This is a genomic window from Streptomyces sp. NPDC079020 (assembly GCF_044542225.1).
In the GTDB taxonomy this organism is placed as follows: Bacteria; Actinomycetota; Actinomycetes; order Streptomycetales; family Streptomycetaceae; genus Streptomyces.
The window spans coordinates 1-19763 of sequence record NZ_JBITUB010000025.1 but is presented as its reverse complement, the minus strand read 5'-3'; the positions used below and the strand labels follow the sequence as shown (position 1 = coordinate 19763).

General features: G+C 72.2%; 20 protein-coding genes. 9 read left to right on the top strand and 11 right to left on the bottom strand.

The window, feature by feature from the left end; translation table 11 throughout:
• The first annotated feature begins 103 nt into the window (after positions 1–103).
• The 4 genes from ACIGJO_RS33215 (at position 104) to ACIGJO_RS33200 (ending at position 3862) form a co-directional block, all read left to right on the top strand.
• On the top strand, positions 104–988 hold the full coding sequence (locus ACIGJO_RS33215; RefSeq protein WP_399964649.1) for an SIS domain-containing protein: 885 nt from the start codon (positions 104–106) through the stop codon (positions 986–988).
• Positions 989–1266: 278 nt separating this feature from the next.
• Positions 1267–1929 (top strand): DedA family protein, encoded by a 663-nt coding sequence (locus ACIGJO_RS33210; protein ID WP_399964647.1) that lies wholly within the window; start codon positions 1267–1269, stop codon positions 1927–1929.
• A 149-nt stretch (positions 1930–2078) separates the two neighbouring features.
• On the top strand, positions 2079–3227 hold the full coding sequence (locus ACIGJO_RS33205) for a sensor histidine kinase (RefSeq protein WP_399964779.1): 1149 nt from the start codon (positions 2079–2081) through the stop codon (positions 3225–3227).
• Positions 3227–3862 carry a response regulator gene (locus ACIGJO_RS33200; protein ID WP_399964777.1) on the top strand — a complete coding sequence of 212 codons (636 nt, stop codon included), beginning with the start codon at positions 3227–3229 and terminating at the stop codon, positions 3860–3862. The genes ACIGJO_RS33205 and ACIGJO_RS33200 overlap by 1 nt, the downstream gene beginning before the upstream one ends.
• Positions 3863–3899: 37 nt before the next feature.
• Here ACIGJO_RS33200 and ACIGJO_RS33195 read toward each other — a convergent pair whose 3' ends face one another.
• The 4 genes from ACIGJO_RS33195 to ACIGJO_RS33180 are packed head-to-tail and all read right to left on the bottom strand — an operon-like array spanning position 3900 to position 7701.
• Positions 3900–4448: a hypothetical protein gene (locus tag ACIGJO_RS33195; RefSeq protein WP_399964645.1), complete on the bottom strand. Its 549-nt coding sequence runs from the start codon at positions 4446–4448 to the stop codon at positions 3900–3902.
• A 59-nt stretch (positions 4449–4507) separates the two neighbouring features.
• Positions 4508–5593: a FecCD family ABC transporter permease gene (locus ACIGJO_RS33190; protein WP_399964643.1), complete on the bottom strand. Its 1086-nt coding sequence runs from the start codon at positions 5591–5593 to the stop codon at positions 4508–4510.
• Positions 5590–6627, bottom strand: coding sequence for a FecCD family ABC transporter permease (locus ACIGJO_RS33185; protein WP_399964641.1), 1038 nt, complete (start codon positions 6625–6627; stop codon positions 5590–5592). The genes ACIGJO_RS33190 and ACIGJO_RS33185 overlap by 4 nt, the downstream gene beginning before the upstream one ends.
• A 24-nt stretch (positions 6628–6651) precedes the next feature.
• Positions 6652–7701, bottom strand: a complete 1050-nt coding sequence (locus ACIGJO_RS33180; protein ID WP_399964639.1) for an iron-siderophore ABC transporter substrate-binding protein — start codon at positions 7699–7701, stop codon at positions 6652–6654.
• Positions 7702–7929: 228 nt separating this feature from the next.
• Between ACIGJO_RS33180 and ACIGJO_RS33175 the strand changes: the two genes are divergently transcribed.
• Entirely contained in the window at positions 7930–8496 is a 567-nt protein-coding gene (locus ACIGJO_RS33175; RefSeq protein WP_399964775.1) for a GNAT family N-acetyltransferase, read from the top strand.
• A gap of 121 nt (positions 8497–8617) precedes the next feature.
• On the opposite strand, the gene ACIGJO_RS33170 is transcribed toward ACIGJO_RS33175, so the two are convergent.
• From ACIGJO_RS33170 to ACIGJO_RS33150, 5 genes are all read right to left on the bottom strand, one after another.
• On the bottom strand, positions 8618–9538 hold the full coding sequence (locus ACIGJO_RS33170) for a M56 family metallopeptidase (protein ID WP_399964637.1): 921 nt from the start codon (positions 9536–9538) through the stop codon (positions 8618–8620).
• Positions 9535–9903, bottom strand: coding sequence for a BlaI/MecI/CopY family transcriptional regulator (locus ACIGJO_RS33165; protein ID WP_399964635.1), 369 nt, complete (start codon positions 9901–9903; stop codon positions 9535–9537). The genes ACIGJO_RS33170 and ACIGJO_RS33165 overlap by 4 nt, the downstream gene beginning before the upstream one ends.
• 126 nt (positions 9904–10029) lie before the next feature.
• Entirely contained in the window at positions 10030–10512 is a 483-nt protein-coding gene (locus ACIGJO_RS33160; RefSeq protein WP_399964633.1) for a hypothetical protein, read from the bottom strand.
• A 17-nt stretch (positions 10513–10529) separates the two neighbouring features.
• The gene (locus ACIGJO_RS33155) at positions 10530–10805 is read right to left on the bottom strand and encodes a helix-turn-helix domain-containing protein (protein ID WP_399964631.1); all 276 of its coding nucleotides are present in this window, start codon (positions 10803–10805) and stop codon (positions 10530–10532) included.
• Between the two features lie 85 nt (positions 10806–10890).
• Positions 10891–12021: a DNA-binding protein gene (locus tag ACIGJO_RS33150; protein WP_399964629.1), complete on the bottom strand. Its 1131-nt coding sequence runs from the start codon at positions 12019–12021 to the stop codon at positions 10891–10893.
• 705 nt (positions 12022–12726) lie between these two features.
• Here ACIGJO_RS33150 and ACIGJO_RS33145 point away from each other — a divergent pair.
• Positions 12727–13764, top strand: coding sequence for an NlpC/P60 family protein (locus ACIGJO_RS33145; RefSeq protein ID WP_399964627.1), 1038 nt, complete (start codon positions 12727–12729; stop codon positions 13762–13764).
• Positions 13765–13816: 52 nt separating this feature from the next.
• Here ACIGJO_RS33145 and ACIGJO_RS33140 read toward each other — a convergent pair whose 3' ends face one another.
• Positions 13817–15721, bottom strand: a complete 1905-nt coding sequence (locus tag ACIGJO_RS33140) for an APC family permease (protein WP_399964625.1) — start codon at positions 15719–15721, stop codon at positions 13817–13819.
• Positions 15722–15942: 221 nt separating this feature from the next.
• On the opposite strand from ACIGJO_RS33140, the gene ACIGJO_RS33135 reads away from it, so the two are divergent.
• A complete protein-coding gene (locus ACIGJO_RS33135; RefSeq protein ID WP_399964623.1) occupies positions 15943–16704 on the top strand; it encodes a DUF4118 domain-containing protein in 762 nt (253 codons plus the stop codon).
• Between the two features lie 48 nt (positions 16705–16752).
• Here the strand turns inward: ACIGJO_RS33135 and ACIGJO_RS33130 are convergent, their stop codons facing one another.
• Positions 16753–18177, bottom strand: a complete 1425-nt coding sequence (locus ACIGJO_RS33130) for an MFS transporter (protein ID WP_399964773.1) — start codon at positions 18175–18177, stop codon at positions 16753–16755.
• A gap of 230 nt (positions 18178–18407) precedes the next feature.
• Between ACIGJO_RS33130 and ACIGJO_RS33125 the strand changes: the two genes are divergently transcribed.
• Both ACIGJO_RS33125 and ACIGJO_RS33120 read left to right on the top strand, forming a co-directional pair.
• On the top strand, positions 18408–19052 hold the full coding sequence (locus ACIGJO_RS33125) for a TetR/AcrR family transcriptional regulator (protein WP_399964621.1): 645 nt from the start codon (positions 18408–18410) through the stop codon (positions 19050–19052).
• A gap of 208 nt (positions 19053–19260) precedes the next feature.
• Complete coding sequence (locus tag ACIGJO_RS33120; RefSeq protein ID WP_399964619.1) at positions 19261–19455, top strand: ferredoxin; 195 nt, start codon at positions 19261–19263, stop codon at positions 19453–19455.
• The last annotated feature ends 308 nt before the right edge of the window (positions 19456–19763 follow it).

Below are 19763 nucleotides of genomic sequence, written 5' to 3'. Positions count from 1 at the left end.
CTCTACCCCCGCAGTTTTGCTTGTTTTTGCTCGATCGACAGATGTAACGTGCAGAATCGAACATTCCATGCTTCATTCGCCCACGCACAAGCGGAGTGCAGACGTGTCGTATGTCGAGACCGAGACAGCCAGCCAGCCCGAGTGCTGGCGCCGTGCCGCAGCGCTGGCCGGGGACCACGCGGCGGCCCTGCCCGCCACCGGCGAGCGCATCGCGGTCGTGGGCTGCGGAACCTCGTTCTACATGGCGCAGGCCTATGCCTCGCTGCGCGAGGACTCCGGCCAGGGCGAGTCCGACGCCTTCGCCGCCTCGGAGTTCCCCTTCGGCCGGTCCTACGACCGGGTCGTCGCGCTCACCCGCTCGGGGACCACGACCGAGGTGCTGGAGCTGCTGACCCGGCTGCGCGGCACGACGCGTACGGTCGCCATCACCGCCGACCCGGACACCCCGGTGATGGCCGCGGCCGACGACGTCGTCGTGCTGGAGTTCGCGGACGAGAAGTCCGTCGTCCAGACCCGCTTCGCCACCACGGTCCTCACCCTGCTCCGCGCCCACCTCGGGCTGCACACGGACGACGTGGTGCGGGACGCGGAGACCGCGCTCGCCGAGCCGCTGCCCGAAGGGCTGGTGGACTGCACCCAGTTCTCCTTCCTCGGCCGGGGCTGGACGGCCGGTCTCGCCAACGAGGCGGCGCTGAAGATGAAGGAGGCCTCGCTCTCCTGGACCGAGTCGTACCCGGCCATGGAGTACCGCCACGGCCCGATCAGCATCGCCACCGCCGGCACGGCGACCTGGATGTTCGGCGCCGCCCCCGAGGGCCTGGCGGAGCAGGTGCTCGCCACGGGCGCGCGCTGGGTGCAGACCGAGCTGGACCCGCTGGCCGATCTCGTACGCGTACAGCGGCTGGCGATCGCGCGGGCCGCGGCGCGCGGTCTCGACCCGGACCTGCCCCGGCACCTGTCGCGCTCGGTGGTTCTGAGCGAGGGCTGAGACCGGGCGGTCTCCGGGCCCGTTCGCCGTGATGTGCCGCACCCTTGCCGCAGGGGTGCGGGGGTGCGGGACATCACCGGGCCACGGGGGCACCGGAATCCACGCCTCCACACGAGGTACGGAAACCGCAGGGGTGCGCAAAGCCACAGGGGTGCGGAAAACCGCAGGGTGGTGCGACGGGAGACCTCATACCGGCACTGATCGGCGGTTCCTAGCGTTGACGGTATGCCGCGGAGGATGCCCAGCGGCTGTCCTCCCGTCACCCTTGGAGAGCCCGGATGCACCTCGTACTGTCAGCTGCCGCGCAGGAGCCCCCGGGCGGCGCAGCGGGCTGGGCCGCCGGTCTCGTCGAGACCCTCGGCGGGCCCGGCGCCGGTCTGGCCATCGCGCTGGAGAACCTGTTCCCGCCGCTGCCCAGCGAGGTCATCCTCCCGCTGACCGGCTTCGCCGCCTCGCAAGGAGTGCTGAGCGTGGCCTCGGCGCTGTTCTGGACCACGCTCGGTTCGGCCGTCGGCGCGGTCGTCCTCTACTGGATCGGAATGGTCTTCGGCCGGGAGCGGATGCACGCGCTGTGGGCGAAGCTGCCGCTGGTGAAGGTCTCCGACCTGGTGCGTACGGAACAGTGGTTCGCGCGGCACGGCACCAAGGCGGTGTTCCTCGGCCGCATGGTGCCGATCTTCCGCAGCCTGATCTCGGTGCCCGCGGGCGTCGAACGCATGCCGCTGCCCACGTTCGTCGCGCTGACGACGGCCGGGAGTCTGCTGTGGAACACGATCCTGGTGATGGCCGGGTACCTGCTCGGGGACCAGTGGGACCTGGTGGAGGCGTACGTCGGCGTCCTGTCCAAGGCGGTGCTCGCCGTGGTGGTGCTGGCCGTGGCCGGCTACGTGGTCAGGCGGGTGCGAAGCCGCGGACGCGCCCAGCACCGCCGCACCTCGTGACCCCCGGGCGCCCGGGGGCGCAACACGCACGGGTTCCGGGCGCGGGGCCCGCCCCGGCGCCCGCCGGACGATCTTGCCCGCGCCCCGCCGCGCGGCTAGCCTCGCCTTCCGTGCCGGACAGCGACGGGCGGGGCGACCGGCGGGGCGACATGGTGGCGGAACCGCCCGGGTGGGCCCGCCGGGCCATGGGCGTGCTCCTCGGCTGCGGCACCTCTCTCCTTTGGCTGCTGTACTTCGCCGGGCCGGGCGCCCTGCTGGGACCCTTCTTCCTCTGGCCGCGCACCCGCGGCCGGGCCCTGGCCCTGCTCGGTGCGGGGGCACGGCGGCTGACCGGGCCGGAACGGATGCGGCGGACCGTCCTCCTCGGCGACCGGTTCCCGCCCCCGTACGCCCGCGAACCCGACGACCGGCGGGCCCTGCGCTATCTCGCCGCCCGCACGTACACGGGGCTGCTGAGCACGGTGGTGATCGGTCTGCTGGCCGTCGGCGCGGTGCTGGCCCTCGTCCTGGCCGCCGGGGTCGCCCGCTCCACGACCGGCTGGCGGGAACTGGCGCCGCAGGTGCTCCTCGGCGCAGTGCTGCTCTTCCTCGACCTCCAGGGCCTGGCCTCGCTCGGCGCGCTGGACGCGAGGCTGGCCCGCGAGTATTTCGGGCCGTCCGAGAAGGAGCTGCTGGAGGCGCGGATCGATGAACTGGCCGCCAGCCGGGCCGCCGTGCTCCGGGCGGTCGACGCCGAACGCCGCCGCATCGAGCGCGACCTCCACGACGGTGTGCAGCAGCGGCTGGTCGCGCTGGCCATGCTGCTGGGCCGGGTCCGCCGCAACCGCGCGCCCGAACAGGCCGGTGCCCTGCTGGAGCAGGCGCACCGGGAGTCCACCGACGTCCTCACCGAACTGCGGGACGTGGCCTGGCGGGTCTACCCGACGGCGCTCGACAGCCTGGGGCTCCAGGAAGCCCTCGGCGGAGTCGCCCAGCGGTGCGCCCTCCCCCTGCGGATGGACTTCGCGCTGCCCCCGGAGCTTCCCCGGCCGGTCGAGACCGCCGCGTACTTCGTGGTGTCGGAGGCGGTGACCAACGCCGCCAAGCACTCGGGAGCCGGGCGGGTCCGGGTCAGTCTGACGGGCGGAACGTCCCTGCTGACCGTGCGGATCGAGGACGACGGCCGGGGCGGCGCCGACCCGGCGGGCAGCGGGCTGACCGGGCTGCACAGCCGGGTGGCCGCGCTCGACGGGCGGCTCAGCATCGACAGCCCCCCAGGGGGTCCCACCACCATCATCGCGGAGCTGCCGTGCGTGTAATGCTCGCCGAGGACTCGACCCTGCTGCGGGAAGGACTGGTCCGGCTGCTCGCCGAGGAGGGCCATGACGTGCTGGCCGCCGTGGGCGACGGAGCGGCACTGATCCGCGAGGTCGAGGCCCGGACGCCGGACATCGTGGTGGTCGACATCCGGATGCCGCCGACCCACACGGACGAGGGGCTGCGGGCCGCGCTGGAGGTCCGCGAGCGCTGGCCGGAGGTCGGTGTCCTGGTGCTCTCCCAGCATGTGGAGCGCACCTACGCCGCCCAGTTGCTCGCCGCGGGCGCCGAGCGGGTCGGCTATCTGCTCAAGGACCGGGTCGCGCAGGTCGGGGAGTTCCTGGACGCGCTGGAACGGATCCGGGCGGGCGGGGCCGTCATCGACCCGGAGGTCGTACGGCAGCTGGTGGCCCTCACGACACACAGCGACCCGCTGGCCCGGCTCACACCGCGGGAGAGGACGGTACTGGAGGAGCTGGCCCAGGGGCGCAGCAACGCGGCGATCGCCGAGCAGCTGCACCTCTCGCTGAGCGCCGTCGAGAAGAACCTGCACGCCGTCTTCGACAAGTTCGGTCTGTCGCACACCACGGGGTACAGCCGCCGGGTGCTGGCCGTCCTGCGCTATCTGGAGTCCTGACGGCTCCGCCCCCGGGCGGCGGAGCCGTCGGCCGGGCTCAGGATTCTTCGAAGTAGGCGTCCAGAACGGCGTCGAGCTCGCCCGGCCACTCCTTGAGCCGGGCCCTGCTCTCCGCCTCGACCTCGCCGTTGAACCAACGCCGGGTCGACAGATGCACGGTGACGGTGAGCCTGCGGCCGGTACGGGCGGTCTTCACCTCGACCGCGCCGATCTCCTCCCACAGGAACTCCGCCTCCTGGTCGTCCAGCCGGAACCGGACGCCCAGGCGGTCCACCCGGATCGACCCCCGGCGGTCGCTGACCTCGAAGACGGCTCCCTCGTCCGCGCTCCCGCCGGCCGCCGCCTCGCCGGCCGCCCCTTCGGGACCGTCCCCGGCTCCGGGCTCGGCCTCCGGCCCGTCAGCGGGCGCGGGAGCGGCCTCCGCGGCGTCCTCCGCGGCCTCGGGGACGTCCTGCGCCACGTCGTCGGCCGTGGTCTCCTTCTCCTCCGTCCGGACCGCTGAAGGGGCCGTCAGGCCGGGGATGTACGCCGGGTCGGTACCTGCGGCGAACTCGGGTTTCTTGTTCGAATCTATGCTCTGCTCCACGGCGCGCAGTATGGCCGACGAACCTGTACGAGACCAGTCGTCCCGGCCGGACCCCGGTGCTACAGCACTCCCCTGCGCCATTCACGGACCAGCAGATATCCGAGGTAGGCACCGCCGATGGCCATCGTGTAGATGCCGACCGGCAGATCGTCGAACAGCGGGAGCTGCTGGGCACAGAGGTCGGCCGCCACGAGCAGCAGCGAGCCGGTCAGGGCGGACAGCAGCAGGTGGGGTCCGGAGACCCGGGTGACGCGCTTGGCGATCTGGGGCGCCGTCAGGGCGATGAAGGCGACGGGTCCGGCGACGCTGACGGCCGCCGCGGAGAGGACGATCGCGAGCGTGACGGCTGCGCTCTTCGTCCGCTTCGGCTCGGAACCGAGACCTTCGGCGATGTCGTCGCCCATCTCGCCGATGTCCAGCCGCCGGGCGATCAGGGCCGTCAGGGGGGCCACCACGAGCAGCACCAGCCAGATGGTGGTCGCGTCGCTCCAGGAGCGGGCGGCCAGGCTCCCGTTGACATAGGCGGTGAGGACGGAGGCCTTGTCCCGCTCCATCGCGTACACGACGTACTGGGTGATGGCGGCGCCGATGGCGGCGACCCCGATGCCGGCGACGACGAGCCGTGCCGGATTGCGGAAGCCGGTGCCGGTGGACACGTACACGAGGGCCATCGCGAGAACCGCTCCGACGAGGGCGCCGACGGCCACCGGGACCGTGTCGGGGAACATCAGCGCGGAGATGGCGGCGCCCGCCCCGGCACCGGCCGCCAGGCCGATCACATCGGGGCTGCCCAGCGGATTGCGGGTGACGGACTGGAACAGCGCGCCGGAGAGTCCGAGCGCCGCGCCCGTCCCGAGTGCGACCGTCAGCCGGGGGCCGCGCAGCCGGTTCATGACGAACCGGTTCTTGCCCTCCGCGTCCCCGGTCAGCGCGGCGGGCAGATCGGCCAGGTCGACGCCCAGTCGTCCCATGGACAGGGTCGCGACGGCGGCCACGACGATGAGTACCAGGAGCACGATCGCCGCGACGACGGAGACCCGTCGCACCGGGATCGCCACCCGGGGCCCGGCTCTGAGGAAGCCCTTGGGCGCCGTGGGGTGCGCGGTGGTGCGCGGCGCGCTCTCCCCGCTGCCGGTGGCGGTCATGCGGTGCCCCTCATCCTGCGTACGGCGATGAGCAGTGCGGGCGCGCCGATGAAGGCGGTCACGACACCGACCATCAGTTCGGTGGGCCGCATGACGACCCGGCCCACCACATCCGCCAGGAGCAGCAGGGTGGGGCCCAGGAGCGCGGAGAACAGGATCTGGAGCCGGAAGTCGACGCCGACCAGGGCCCGTACGACGTGCGGGACCGCGAGGCCGACGAAGGCGATCGGGCCGACGGCCGCGGTCGCGGCGGCGCTCAGCAGCGTGGCGGCGACCAGACCGCCGGCGCGGATCCGGCCCGGATGCGAGCCGAGCGCGACCGCGGTGGCGTCGCCGAGCGCCAGCGTGTTGAGGCCGGGGCCCAGCACCACGGCGAGGAGGAGGCCGACGGCGGCGAACGGGAAAACGGACCAGAAGACGTCGAAGTCACGGCCGCCGAGCGCCCCGACGACCCAGTAGCGGTAGCTGTCGAACACCTGCGGCTTGCTCAGGGTCACGGCCTGGATGAACGCCATCAGCACCGCGGAGAGCACCGCCCCCGCCAGCACCAGCCGCACCACGCTCGTACCTGATCCGGCCGAGCCGATGACATGGACCAGCACTCCGGCGAGCAGCGCCCCGGGCAGGGCCCACCACATGGTGTCGGTGGCGCCGGACGCGCCGAACCAGGCCGTCGCGGCGACGATGCTCGCGGACGCGCCCGCGTTGATGCCGAGGAGGCCGGGTTCGGCGAGCGGGTTGCGGGAGACGCCCTGCATGAGGGTGCCCGCGACGGCGAGACAGAGTCCGGCCAGGACTCCGAGCACGGTTCTGGGGTAGCGGCTCTCGATGATGGTGGTGATGTGGGGATCGGCGGTGCCGGTGAGCACGTCGGTCACCTCGCCGAACGAGGTGCTGCGGCTGCCGAACATGACGCTCGCGCAGAGGGCGAGTGCCAGGGCGGCGAGCCCCAGGAGCAGGAGCAACGCCGGCCGAGCGGCGCCGGTACGCGAGGTACCGGCGCCGCTCGGGGGTGCGGCCGTGGTGGGTGCCATGGGTGTGAGGGGTGCCTCGGTGCCTTACTTGCCGGCGGCGGCGACGGCCTTGTCGATGATCGGCAGGTAGCGCTCGATCGTCCACGGGACGGTCAGCGGGTTGATGATCGAGGAGGCCGTGACGAAGGAGTTGTCGTCGCTCGCGACGACGGCACCCTTCTTGACCGCGGGGATCGCGGCGTACAGCGGCTGCGCCTCGGTCTCCTTGCGGGTCTTCTCGTCCGTGTAGAACGTGAAGACGACGTCGCTGTCCTTGAGCTTCTCGGCGTTCTCCAGGCCGATGAGCGCCGAGTCGGTGCCCTCGGTCTCCTTGAAGCCGTTCACGACGGGGTCGACGGTCAGGCCGAGCGAGGAGACCATCTTGACGCGCTGCTCCTCGGGCTTGAAGACGCCGAGAGTGCCGGGGCCGGAGGTGTAGATGTACGAGAACGTGACGTCCTTGTAGTCCGGCCGGGTGGCCGCGGCGTCGGCGAGCTGCTTCTCGATCGTTGTCTTCAGGCCCTCGGCGTCCTTGGTCCGGCCGAGCGCCTTGCCGATGATGTCGATCTGCTCGTCCCAGTCGGTGCTCCACGCCTTGTCGGGGTAGGCGACGGTCGGCGCGATGTCCTTGAGGATGTCGTACTGCTTCTGCGTGACGCCCGACCACGGGGCGAGGATCACATCGGGCTCCAGCTCGGTGATCGCCTCGAAGTCGATGTCCTCACCGCCGGTGAACTGCTTGGGCAGCTTGTCGCCGGACTTCTTCACGGCCTCGTTGATCCACGGCAGGTAGCCGGACTTGTCGCTGCCCCACTCGTAGCTCTCTATGCCCACCGGGGTGTTGCCGAGCGCGATGGCGGTCTCCGCGGAGCCCTGGCCGAGCGTGACGATGCGCTCGGGCTTCTCCTCGATCTTCGCGGTGCCGAGGGAGCTCTTGATCGAGACCGGGAAGGCTTCCCCGTTCTTCGCCGAGGCCTTGGCCGCGTCCTTGTCACTGTCGCCGTCCGAGGAGCAGCCGCCCAGAACGAGGGCGAGAGCGGCGGCGGTGGCCGAAGCGGCAAGTGTGTGACGACGCACGCGGGTGAAGCCGAGCATGGGTGTTCCTCGTGTTTGACGGATCTTTGAGAGTTAGGCAAGCCTAAGCTAAACGAATGGGCGCTCCCGCACCGCCCCCTCCTCGCCCCCGGACATCGCGGGTATCGTCGTCCGCCCGAAGGGCGTCGGCCGGACGGGACGTCGAGGACGGCCCGGTGTCCCGGACCCGACACGGACAGAAGCCGCCGGCGGTCGCCGTCCGCGACCAGGAGTGAAGTGGTGAGCGCCGTGAAGGACATGTGGACCGGGGAGAAGGTACGCCTGCGAGGTGTCGAGCCCGAGGACTGGGAGGGCTTTCGCGACCTGGCCCGGAACACCCTCGACGCCCGCGACGCCGACCTGGTCGAACCTCCGCGCTCGGACGCGGGCTTCCGTTCCTGGACCGCCGAGAGGGCCGGCCGGCCGCCGGGGGGCGAGTCGTTCCGTCTGGTCGTCGAGTCGCTGGAGGACCACGCGTTCGCCGGGAGCGTGACCGTCGGGGAGACGGACCACCGCGCGGGACGCTTCAGGACGGGCATCGAGATCGGCCGCGGTCACCGCCGCAGGGGGTACGCGGCCGAGGCGACCGTGCTCCTGCTCACCTACATGTTCGCCGAACAGCGCTGCAACAAGTGCGAGGTGGAGGTCCGCGCCTTCAACGACGCCTCGCTCGCCCTCTACCGCGGGCTGGGCTTCGTCGAGGAAGGGCGGCTTCGCCAGCACGAGTTCTTCGCGGGCGCCCACCACGATGTCGTGCTGCTCGGCATCACCGCCGCCGAACACTGGGCGGCACACCGGCGCCCATCGGTACGGTGACCGCCGCGCCACCATCAGCCGCGTACGGGCGAATCCGCGGCACGGAACGAACCCGCGGCACGGAACGAACCCGCGGCACGGAACGAACCCGCAGCACCGAACGGACCTGCGGCACCCAGGGTCAGACGACGGGGCCGCAGGCGAGGAACAACGGCAGCAGCGGGGCGAGGACCGAGGCCGCCACGATCCCGAGCCAGGTCGCGCGATGCGGTTCCGGCTGCGGCGCGAGCACCCGCCGCAGCCGGATCAGCGCACCCGTGCCGTCCGGGCCCGCCGCGCCCAGCGCCGCCCGGGGGGTCCGGCCCCCCGCGACCTCGCACATCGCGGCGGCCAGCACCTCGCGCGGGTGGGAGCGCAGGGCCAGGTCGTCGGCGGCCATCTCCAGCAGGAGCGCCGTCTGTTCCCTGGCGTGCCGGGCGAGCGGGAGGCCGGGGAAGGCGCGGGCGAACGCCTCCGTCTCCATACGGAGAAGGTGGTGGCGGCCCACGAGGTGCCCGCGCTCGTGTTCCAGCACGGCACGCAGCTGCTCCTCCGAGAGCACGTCCAGGGCGCCCCGCGTGACGACCACCCGGCTGGAGCGCCCGGGAAGGCAGTAGACGGCCGGCACACCGTGTTCCACGACGGTGGCACCGTACTCGGGAGCCGGGCTGCCGACCAGGGTGAGCAGGTCGAGGTGGCGGCGCCGGGCGCGCCGGGTCCGCAGCGCCGTGCGGACGAGCCAGGCCGAGGGGAGCAGGACGACCGCCGCCGGGGCCAGCAGGACGGCGTCGCCGCCGAAGGTCCACGAGTCACCCGCCAGGGCACCCGGGGCGAGCCCGCAGGCACTCAGCAGCCCGAGGAAGCCCTCGTGCACATGGTGCTCGGAGACGACCAGGTGATAGACCGCCAGGGCGGTGGAAACGACGAAGGTCACCATCAGCCCCTGCCAGGCCAGGACCGCCACCACTGGAGCCCGATGGGGCCACCGCGCCCGCGACAGCACGGCCGGCACCACGACACCGGCCAGGAGCGCGTACCCGGCCAGCACCACGGCCGCGCTCATCCGTCCGTCCGCCTCTTGGCCGTACGCAGCGCGGCGCGCAGCGCGTCCGCCTCGTCCGGCGACATCTGCTCCACGAAGCTCAGCAGCGCGCCCGCGGGATCGGGATTGCTGCCGAGGGCCTGCTGCATGAGGGCCGCGGTGTACTGCTGGCGCGTGCAGGTGGGTTCGTAGACCCAGGCCCGCCCCTCCTTCTCGCGCCGCAGCATCCCCTTGCCGTGCAGGATGTCGGCGACGGTCTTGACCGTGCTGTAGGCGATGGGGCGCTTCTTGTTGAGGTCGGTCAGGATGTCACGGGCGGTCGCCGGGCGCCCCCACGCCCACAGGCGGTGCATGATCTCCGCCTCCAGCTCACCCAGCTGTCGCACGGCCGCTCCCCTCACGCCCGGAGGACACGCCCTCCGGGATCGGTATCCGTTCATCGTAGTCGTCACCACGGCCGCGGCCGGAGGATGCAGCACACCGGGTCTCTTCGCAATCAACAGCCAAGTGACTTAGTGGTCATGCGGATAGGCGCGGTTGGGAACACCGGCAGTAGGAACGGGCACAGGCCCGGTGATCATGGAGTTGCAACGCTCTGTGATTACTGAGGAGACCTGTGCCCGTTCTGCCGTCGTGGCTGACAGCACATGGGTATGGAAAAAGCCGGAGAGGGCGGAGTAGACCGGGTCGTCCAGTTCCGCGATCGCGTCGGACGCCCGTGTGACCGCGATGAACGCCAGGTCGGTGTAGCCGAGGTTCTTCAGCAGCAGCGTGCAGGCCGGGTGGTAGGCGTCCGCCAGCAGCTTCAGTAACTCGCGCCGGGCGGCACCGGCAGCGGCCTCTGCAGCGGCGTGCAGGTCGGCCAGCAACACGGGCAGCCCGGCGGCGAGGGTGCCGTATTCGGCTGCGTGGTAGAGCCGGTTGACGTTCTGTACCCGCTCGGCCAGCACCGCCGCCGGAACCCGGGGCGGACGGCGGTCCGGCGGGGTGGCCATGGTGATCCCCATCAGCGTCAGCCGCAGGGCCGGGATCGCCTCATGGGCCGCGCTCGCGTGCGGGTCAGCCGAGCGAAGGGCTGACCGGTCATCTCGGACGGGGCGATCTGGAGGGCCTCGGCGAAGGCGGTGATGTGGCTGGAGCGGTCCAACAGCCGATGGCCGTTCTCCACCATCGACAGGTAGCCGACCGACACCCCGGCCAGGCCCGCGAGATTGCGCAGGCTCATCCCGCGCCGGCGACGGGCCGCGCGCAGACGCTCAGCGATCCGACTGGCCTGCTCTTCGTCCATCGCCCTGCCTCAACTCCCGTGCCTCAGCCGTAGCGTAGGGCGAGCCTCCCGCTCCCAGGGGTCTTTCCCGCCAAGATGGGCGGCATCACCGCAGCCCGGCCCGCTCGGCCAGATTCCGCACCGCTGTGGCCTGGACGGTGTCGGTGGTACGGGCGGCGAGCGCGGTGACCAGTTCCCGGGCGAAGGGGTCCAGCCGCAGCCGCAGCGGCGCTGCCGCATCAGCTTCGACAAGGCGGGCGGCGGCGTGATCGGCGCGGTCCTGGCGGGCCTCGGCTGCGGCGGCGATCGCCAGCAGGCGGGACCGCTGAGCGCCGTCGAGTGCGGCCAGATCCGCCGCGCGGGCATGGTCGGCGGCTTCCTCGGCGTCGCCGTGCTCGGCGGCGACGGCAGCGCGGCCGACGACCACCATGGCCAACTCCCGTGCGTCGGTGGCCCGCCCTGCGGCCTCGGCAAGGAGCCGTTCGGCGTGCTGGCGGCGTCCTGTCATGGCCTGGGCGACAGCGGCCAGCACCGGAAACTCCCACCCGGCTCCGGCGTCCGCGGCGCGTTCGGCGCGGGCCAGCGCATACTCCGGCAAGCCGAGATCGATCAGCAGCCGCACCTCCTCGACCAGCAGTGGCAGCGGCTCGCGGGCGCCGGGGCGGGCTCGGTGCAGCAGCATCCACGCCAGGTCCTTGTAGCCCAGGCGCCGCAGCAGCCCGGCGCCCAGCACATGTACCTCGACCCGCAGCCGCACCGCCTCCTCGCGCTCAGACGCCGGGGCAGTGGCGGACGCGTGGTCCGCCGCCTCGATCAACTCCGGCAGCGCGAGCGCGAGCGCGTGCTCATCGCCCACCGCATCGGCCTGTGCGGCGGCCCGGGTCTGCTCGGCCAGTTCCTCCAGCAACAGGCCGGCAGCCGTGCCCGGGTGCGGGCGGGCGACGCGGCGCCGCAGGTGGAAGGCGACCGCCCGCACCGCCGCGTGCTCCTCTCCGCGCGGCGGGTAGGGCTGCCCGGTCAGGTCCGCCACGTCCAGCCGCAAGGCGGCGGCCAGGGCCGCCAACCGGCTGCGGCGGTCCACCCACTCCCCGCCCGTCTCCAGCCCGACGACGTAATCGAGTTCCAGCCCAGTGCGGGAGGCCAGCTCATCGCGGGTCAGTCGCCGGCGAAGGCGCCAGGCCGCCAGGCGGACCCCAATCGGGCCGCCGACGGCCGCCTCGTCCAGCTCGCGCGTCACCAGATTTCTCGCATACCCACTCGTCCAGACCGTGTGCTCTGCCAGGACAAAGGCCGCTCATCTCGCTCAGGGATCTCCGCTGTGAGCGCGTATGCCCTTCGCGCGACACATTAGAGGGCGCGCAGGTAGGCGCGATGATGGTCCCAGCAGCACAGCAGATACAGGTCTTGGCGATCATGGAGTTGCGACGCTCTGTGATCATCGGGGAGACCTGTGCCTGTACTGCCATCATGGATGATCAGGCATGACCGGCAGAGTAACCGCATGCACCGACACAAGACGTCCACGAGGCACTTCAGCAGCTGCGTAACGGAGTTCGTAGCCGAAGCCCGACACCCAGCACACACAAGCCGGCCAGGCCTACGGTGTCACTCTCATCCACGAGCCAGCCGCAGGAAAACATTGCCCGGCGTGCCGGATGCGGCCGCCGCCCGACTGCGGTGCCCGGCGTGGCGGTGACAGAGCGCTGCGATCCCGAACACGGCGAGACTGTAACTGAAGCCCACCACACCCTTCCCCGCCAAGCCAATCTGCGCAGCCTCTTAGTGGAATCGCGGATGGGCACGGCGGGCACCTCGGCCACACTTGGAAACTGAGTGCTAATCCGCTTAGTATTTTCGTGGCCCTGCGGAGCACCCGGACACGGCACCCCGGCGCCCCCGCTCCAGCAGGGAGGCAGCCGAGGAAGAAGGAGTTGGCCCCATCGTGGCGTCCCACCGCAGGCCCAAGCCGCCCCATCGGGCGTACACCAGCGCGCTGACGGCCACCGCTGCCGCTGCCGTCGCGCTCTCGGCACAGACCGCCTCGGCCGACCCCGCCCCCGACCCGGACAAGAAGGGGGTCCAGGCGCAGATCGACCGCCTCTACGAGGAGGCCACGCAGGCGACGGAGAAGTACAACGGCGCGAAGGAGGAGGCCGACGCCCTCCAGAAGTCGGTCGCCGGCCTGCAGGACACCGCGGCCCGCAAGCAGGAGGACCTCAACACCCTGCGCGAGGGCGTCGGCGCGATAGCCAACGCCCAGTACCGCAGCGGCGGCATCGACCCCTCCGTGCAGCTGATGCTCTCGTCCGACCCGGACGGCTTCCTGGACCAGGCCTCCCTCATGGACCGGCTCAGCGACCGTCAGCTCACCGTCCTGCGGACGTTCGAGAACCAGCAGCGCGCCCTGCACCAGCAACGTGCCCGGGCCTCGGCCGAACTCGGTGACCTCCGGGACGTACGCGCCGAGATGGGACGCAAGAAGAAGGAGATCCAGGGCAAGCTCGCCGAGGCGCGGCGGCTCCTGAACACCCTCAGCGCCGAGGAGAGGGCCGCGGCCGCCGCCGAGGAGGCGCGCGCCGACCGCGACAGCGCCCGTACGGATCTGGGCAATGAGGCCAGCGCCTCCGGGCGCACCGCCGCGGCCTTCTCCGCCGCGCAGAGCCGCGTCGGCATGCCGTACGTGTGGGGCGCGTCGGGGCCCGGCTCCTTCGACTGTTCGGGCCTGACCTCATGGGCCTTCCGACAGGCCGGTGTCTCCATCCCCCGCACCTCGCAGGCACAGGCCGAGGTCGGCACCCGCATCAACTCGCTGAGCGCCCTCAAACCCGGCGACCTCATCATCATGCGCACCGACCTGAGCCATGTCGGTTTCTACGCCGGCAACGGCCAGATCCTTCACGCGCCCAAGCCGGGTGCCAAGGTCCGCTACGAATCGATCGCGCGGAGCGGCATGCCGTTCATGTGGGGCGTGCGCCTCTGACGCCCGCGCCGGCCGTGCTGACACCGGCGCGGGGCCACCGCGCGACGGTGCGTCAGGGTGCTCCGGGCGCTGATCCGGACCCGGGGGTGACCCGGAGCCGGAGCCGGCAGATCACGGCGTCGGTGTCGCGCCGTACGGCACGGGCGACGACGGCGCCGCGCTGGTTCTGCAGCAGCCGCTCCCAGAGCCGGGCCGGTTCGGTCTCGGGAATGAGGACCGTCACCTGGACGCCGGAATGCGACCGGGCGAGCCCGGCCACATAGGCGGAGACCGGGCGCCCCAGGGAGCGGGCCGGGGAGGGGATCTCGATGAGTTCGACACCCGGGTTCCACAGCTCCCAGTCGCGGCGCAGCGCTTCGGCCGCCTTCCGGTCCTCGGGGGCCGAGTGGGTGACGGTGACCGCGCGGACCTCATCGCCGAGGGAGCGGGCGGCGGTCAGGGCACGGCAGGTCAGCTTGGACAGCCCGGAGACGGGCACGACGACCAACGAGCGCTCCCGCCGCGGCGGTTGCGGGATGCGGCCCAGTTCCAGGCGGGCCCCGACGCGGGCGTAACTACGGTGGATCCTCTCGAAGCCGAGCACCAGCAGCGGCAGCGCGAGGGCGATCAGCCAGGCGCCCTCGGTGAATTTGGTCGCCGTGACGACGACCGCCGAAACGCCGGTGAGCAGCGCGCCCAGGCCGTTGAGCGCGGCCTTGGCCCGCCATCCCCCGGGGCGTTCCGTGTACCAGTGCCGGACCATCCCCGCCTGACAGATCGTGAAGCCGACGAACACACCGATCGCGAAGAGCGGTACGAGGGTGTTGGTGTCGCCGCCGGAGACGGCCAGCAGTACGGCGGAGACGGCCGCCAGGGCGAGGACACCGTGGCGGTGCACCTGGCGGTCGGCCTTGAGGGCGAAGACGTGCGGCAGACAGTTGTCCCGGGCCAGCAGGCTCATCAGGACGGGCAGTCCGCCGAAGGAGGTGTTCGCGGCCAGCGCCAGCAGCACCATGGTGGCGAACTGGACCACGTAGAAGGCGAGGGAGTGCCCGAAGGAGGCGTCCGCGAGCTGGGCCAGTACCGTCACGCCCTCGACCGGCTGGAGGTGGAAGCGCCCGATGAGGACCGAGAGCCCGATCAGCATCACCCCGAGGAGCGCGCCGAGCGCCACCTCCGTGCGCTGGGCGCGGCGGGCGGCCGGGGCACGGAAGGACGGTACGGCGTTGGCCACCGCCTCGACCCCTGTCAGTGCCGAGCAGCCGGCCGCGAAGGCCTTGAGGAGCAGGAGCGCGCCGACGGTGGTGGCACCCTCACCGAGCGCGGAGGCATGGCCGTCGGCGGAGGCCGTACTGACCGGTCCGTCCCGGAGGAGCCCGACCACGATCATCGAGAGGACCGAGCCGACGAAGAGCGCGGTGGGGAGAAGGAACGCCCTGGCCGAGTCGACGATGCCCCGCAGATTCACCGCGGTGACGAGGACCAGGACGGCCAGACAGATCCATACCCGTTGCCCGTACAGGCCGGGGAACGCCGAGGTCAGCGCCGCGACGCCCGCCGTGACCGACACGGCGACGTTGAGTACGTAGTCCAGGATCAGCGAGGCGGCCGCGACCAGGCCGGTGCGCCGGCCGAGGTGCTTCCCGGCCACCGCGTACGAGCCGCCGCCGTCCGGGAACGCGGCGATGACCTGCCGGTACGAGGCGACCAGTACGGCGAGCAGTGCGGCGATCGCGAGCGTGACGGGGAGCGTGAAGCCCAGTCCGTAGGCCCCGGCGGCGGCCAGGACGAGCACGATCGACTCCGGGCCGTACGCCACGGACGCCATCGCGTCGAGCGAGAGTGCGGACAGGCCCTGGAGGGAGGTCAGCCGGTGTCTGTCCCCGGCGTCCGCAGGCACGGCCGCACCGGTATCAGGAGGCTGCTCCCGGTCCGGGCCGTGCCCCGGCGCGCTCGGTCTTCCCATGTCGATGGACATTTTTCGCTCGTTCCTCCGTCGGACTGACTGAAGGACAGCGTGGGAACGCCACGGCCCCGCGGCGAGCGCTCCTGGCGTCTTCCCTACGGCTGCGAAGCCGTTCCTGACGCACTCCTGACACCGGATCCACAGCGCCGTACGGAGTTCGTCAAGATCCATGGGCATCCGCGGTCCTTCCTCGCGCCGAGGAGCACGGTGGAGATGCGGACGGGAGGCATCACATGTCCGGGTACCGATTTCTTGACCGACTCGCCCTGGTCGTGGGCCTGGTGGCCCCCTTGTCGGCAGCCCTCGCGCTCGTGCCGCTGCGTACGGATCTGTCCACGACGAACATGGCTCTGGTGCTCGTCGTCGTGGTGGTGGCGGTGTCCGCCCTCGGCAGCCGGGCCGCCGGCGCCCTGGCCGCTCTCTCGGCGGCGGCCTGTTTCGGCTTCTTCCTGACCAGGCCGTACGAACAGGTGGCCATCGCCGACGGCGACGACATCCGGACGGCCGTTCTGCTGCTGGCCGTCGGGCTGATCGTCTCCCGGCTCGCGGTCCGGATACGCGGGCTCCGCGGCACGGTGGGCGACGATGCCGCGCGGCTGTCGCGGCTGGAGGGCACGGCCCGGCTCGTCGAGCGCGGCGGCTCGCCCGAGGACGTGGTCGAGCAGGTGCGGCGGGAGCTGACCGGCCTGCTGGGGCTGCGCGGCTGCCGCTTCGCGTACGGGTCGCTCATCGGGCACCTGCCGCGCCTGGAGCACGACGGCAACGTGTGGCTCGGCCTGGGCCCCGGGGACACCGAGTGCACCTACTGGCCGGACCGGTGGCCGCCCGGCACGGTCGAGCTGCGCGTCGTCGGCGGCGGGCACTACTACGGCCGCTTCCTGCTCGAACCGGCCGCAGGTCCCCTCCCGTCGCTGCAGGACCGCCTGGTGGCGGTCGCTCTGGCCGCGCAGACCGGTGCCGCGCTGGATACGGCCGGCCTGTACCGCGCGGGCTGACGGCGGGGCGGCGCCCGCCCCGCCGCCGGCCCGCGGCAGCGCTGGGCGTCAGCCGTTCACGGGTGCCGTCGCCGTCGCCGCACCGGCCCCCGCGGCGGCGGGCAGGTCCCCGGACGGCCGGGCGGGACGCCCGCCGGGGATGAAGGCCGCGAAGGCGAGGGCGACGAGGGCGGCTCCGGCACCGATGGTCATGACGGTGCGGAAGCCGTTCTCCGACGGCACGGACACCGGGCCGAACGCGGTGGTCATCTGGGCGAGGACCACGCCCGCCACGGCGCTGGCCATCGTCGTGCCGATGGCCCGCATGAGGGTGTTGAAGCTGTTGGCCGCGGCCGTCTCGGACACGGGCACGGCGCCCATGATGAGGGCGGGCATCGCCCCGTACGCGAGTCCGATGCCGGCGCCGATCACAGTGGAGACGAGCACGAGCTGCCAGATCGCCGACATCAGGCCGATGCTCAGGCCGTATCCGGCGGCGACCACCACGGCTCCGGCCATCAGCGTCACCTTCGGGCCCCTGGTACGGGTGATGTGCGCGGACACCGGCGCCATCACCATCATGATCAGGCCCGAGGGGCCGAGCACCAGGCCCACCGTGACCATCGACGTACCGAGGCCGTAGCCGGTGGCCTCCGGCAGCTGGAGCACCTGGGGCAGCACGAGCGACATCGCGAACATCGCGAAGCCGAACACCGCCGAGGCGACGTTCGTGAGGAGCACCTGGCGCCGGGTGACGGTACGCAGGTCGACCAGCGGCCGGGACACGCGCCGCTCCCACCGGACCCACAGCAGCAGGATCACGACGGCCGCGCAGAACAGGCCGACCGTGAGCGCGCTGCCCCATCCCCACGTACCGCCCTTGGAGATCGCCAGGAGCAGGGACACGAGGGCGGCCGACAGCCCGGCGGCGCCCACCACGTCGAAGCGGCCGCCGGAGCGGACCGGCGACTCCGGTATCAGCGTCAGTACGAGTACGGCGGCGAGCACACCGAAGCCCGCAGCCCCCCAGAACAGCACGTGCCAGTCGATGTGCTGGGCCAGGAAGGCCGCGGCGGGCAGTCCGAGCGCGCCGCCGATGCCCAGCGAGGCACTCATCAGCGCGGTCGCGGAGCCGAGCCGGTGGGCCGGCAGTTCGTCCCGCATGATGCTGATGCCCAGCGGGATGACCCCGGCGGCCAGGCCCTGGAGGGTCCGCCCGATGACCATCGGGACGAGTGTGTCGCTGAGCGCGCCGACGACCGAACCGGCCACCAGCAGGCCGAGGCTGACGAGCAGCATGCGCCGCTTGCCGTACATGTCGCCGAGCCGCCCCATGACGGGGGTGGCGACGGCTCCGGCGAGCAGTGTGGCGGTGATCGCCCAGGTCGTGTCGGCCGCCGACGCGTGCAGGAGCCGGGGCAGTTCGGGTACCAGAGGGATCACGATCGTCTGCATCAGCGCGACGACGACGCCGGCCAGGGCGAGCACGGCCACCAGGCCCTTCGAGGGTTCCCGCGGGCTGCCCCCGGGACTGCCCCCGGAGTCTTCCCCGGCTTGCGATGAAGTGCTGGCCACCACGGCTACCTCCGCTGTTCACGTATCGGGTCCGCGCCGACGGCACGGCATCGGCACCCGGCAAGTTTTAAGTCACTCGCTTGACTTACGTTAGCAAGCTGATTCACTGGCTTCGTACACAGCAGAACGGGGACGGGAAGGAGACCGCGATGACCAGGACCACCCGTTCCCGACGGGCCGACGGAACGAAGGAAGTCATCCTCGACGTGGCCGAGCGGCTGTTCGCGGAGCACGGTGTGTTCGCCGTGTCGAACCGCCAGATCAGCGAGGCCGCCGGACAGGGCAACAACGCCGCCGTCGGCTACCACTTCGGCACCAAGAACGACCTTCTGCGGGCCATCGTCCGCCGGCACAGCGAGCCGATGGACGCCCTGCGCAGGAGCATGCTGGAGCAGACCGGGGACTCCGCCGACGTACGGGACTGGGTGGCCTGCCTGGTCCGCCCGAGCACCGAACACCTCGCGCAGCTCCCGTATCCGACGTGGTACGCCCGGTTCGGCGCGCAGCTGATGACCGATCCGGTCCTGCGCGAGGTGATGGTCGACGAGACGTTCGGACCGTCCATCCAGCAGACCCTGGACGGTCTCAACCGGTGCCTGCCCGACCTGCCGCTCCCGGTCCGGATCGAGCGGGGCGACATGGCCCGCAACCTGCTGGTGCACATGCCCGCCGAGCGGGAACGCGCCCTCGCCGACGGCACGCACACCGCACGCGCCGGCTGGCAGGAGTTCGCGACCGGTCTCATCGACGCGATCACCGCGGTCTGGCTCGCCCCCGTGACGCCCGGCCCCTGACCCGGCTGCCCGCCCGGGGCCCGGGCCGTCCGCAGCACCCTCTGCCGGCGCATCCCCACCCCGCGCCGCGCGGCCGGGAGGGACGACATCCCGTTCAGGCACGGCGGTTGCGTGTACGGCGTGTACCAACTCCCCGTTACACGGTGACCCCGCCGGGTACGGTGCTTGACACGGACAGCACATTTCGCCCCCTCAACCAAGGAGCACGGTGAAAGTCACTCTCGATCAGGACAAGTGCGTCTCGTCGGGCCAGTGCGTCATGGCGGCCCCCGAGGTCTTCAACCAGCGCGACGAGGACGGCATCGCCGTACTCCTGGACGCCGCGCCCTCCGCGGACGACGCGGACGACGTCCGCCACGCGGCCATCGTCTGCCCGGCCCTGGCGATCCAACTGGAGGACTAGGGGCTGTCCGACGCGTCCGCCGCGGCCCGGTGCCGCGGCCGTCGCCGTGGGGGGGGGGGGGGGGGGGCCCGGCGCCCCCCCCCGGGGGGGGGGGGGGCCGGGTGGCCGGGGCCGCCCGGGGGGCGGGGGGGTGGCCGGGGGCGAGGTGGGGACGGGGGCGGGGGGGCCGCCGCCCCCCCCGCGGGGGCCCGGGGGGGGGGGGGGGGGGGGGGGGCCGGCGGCCCCCCCCCCCCCCCCCCCCACGGCTGTCGCGTCATTCCCGGATTGCCCGGGCCTCCCGGGACTCCGTGATGTGCCCGTGGTCCATG